Annotated in this window: 1 protein-coding gene; it reads right to left on the bottom strand. The window is 67.4% G+C overall.

Features of this window, described 5'->3' with window-relative positions; all coding sequences use genetic code 11:
- Nucleotides 1–376: 376 nt before the first annotated feature.
- A partial coding sequence (locus ASE35_RS07705; protein ID WP_255357132.1) for a condensation domain-containing protein occupies nucleotides 377–1377 on the bottom strand: 1001 nt, incomplete at both ends.

Below are 1377 nucleotides of genomic sequence, written 5' to 3'. Positions count from 1 at the left end.
CGACGTCATCATCGGCAGCGCCGCCGGCGACACCGTCTCGTCGGCCACCATGCCTTCCAGCAGGGTGATGAAATGGCCGGCAAAACGCTCGATCGTCGTATGGTCGAACAAGTCGACGGCGTATTTGAACTCGCCGTGCAGGTTGGTGCCATCGTCCTTGAACGACAATGACAGATCGAAGTTCGCCACCGGATGTTCGGCAGCGATGGATGAGAGCGTCAGTCCAGGCAACGCCTGGACATCATCGGTTACCGGCGTGTTGTCCAGGGACAGCATTACCTGGAACAGCGGACTGTGGCTCAGGCTGCGCGCGGGCTGCACCGCTTCCACCACCTGCTCGAACGGCAGTTCCTGGTGCACGAACGCGCCCAGCGTNCTGGAACAGCGGACTGTGGCTCAGGCTGCGCGCGGGCTGCACCGCTTCCACCACCTGCTCGAACGGCAGTTCCTGGTGCACGAACGCGCCCAGCGTCGCTTTCTTCACCTGCGCCAGCAGCTCCGCCACGCTCGCTGTCTCGCCCACGCGCACGCGCAGCGCCAACGTGTTGACGAAGAAGCCGACCAACGCCTCCACCTCGCGCCGCTGCCGGTTCGCCACCGGCGTACCGACCACCACGTCGTCCTGACCCGACAGCCGCGACAGCAGCAGCGACCAGCCGGCCAGCAACACCATGAACAGCGTCGCTCCCTGGCGCTGACCCAACTGCTTCAGTCGCGCGCTCAGTTCCGCCGACAAAGCGAAGGGCAAGGTACCGCCGACATGACTCTGCACCGCCGGTCGCGCACGGTCGGTCGGCAGCTCCAGCAGCGCCGGCGCGCCCACCAGGTGCTCGCGCCAGAACGCCGTCTGCCGCTCCAGTTCCTCGCCTTGCAGCCAGCCACGTTGCCACACCGCGTAATCGGCGTACTGGATGTCCAGCGCCGGCAGCGGATTGGCCCGCCCCTCGCTGTAGGCCGCGTACAACTGCGCGAACTCGCGAATGATGACCCCGGTCGACCAGCCGTCGCTGACGATGTGGTGCTGGGTGATCAGCAGCACGTGTTCCTCGTCGGCCGCACGCAGCAAGCGGCCGCGGATCAGCGGCCCCCGTTCGAAGTCGAACGGCGCCACGGCTTCGGCCTCCACCTGCTCGCGTACCGCCTGCTCGCGGGCTTCGACGGGCAACTGCGAGAGGTCGTGCTCTGCCAAGGCGAAGCCGATGTCCTCGGGTGCGAACACCTGGTGCGGCACGCCATCGACCGCAACCAGGCGCGCACGCAGGCCCTCCTGGCGCGCCACCAGCGTGTCCAGCGCCTGCTTCAGCGCATCGCGATGCAGGCTGCCGCTCAGGCGCAGCGCCGCCGGCATGTGATACGCGCGGCTCGCGGACGCATCCA

It is taken from the genome of Lysobacter sp. Root916, assembly GCF_001429785.1.
In the GTDB taxonomy this organism is placed as follows: Bacteria; Pseudomonadota; Gammaproteobacteria; order Xanthomonadales; family Xanthomonadaceae; genus Lysobacter.
Note: the sequence above shows the minus strand (reverse complement) of the source record. Positions and strands in the feature narration are given on the sequence as shown.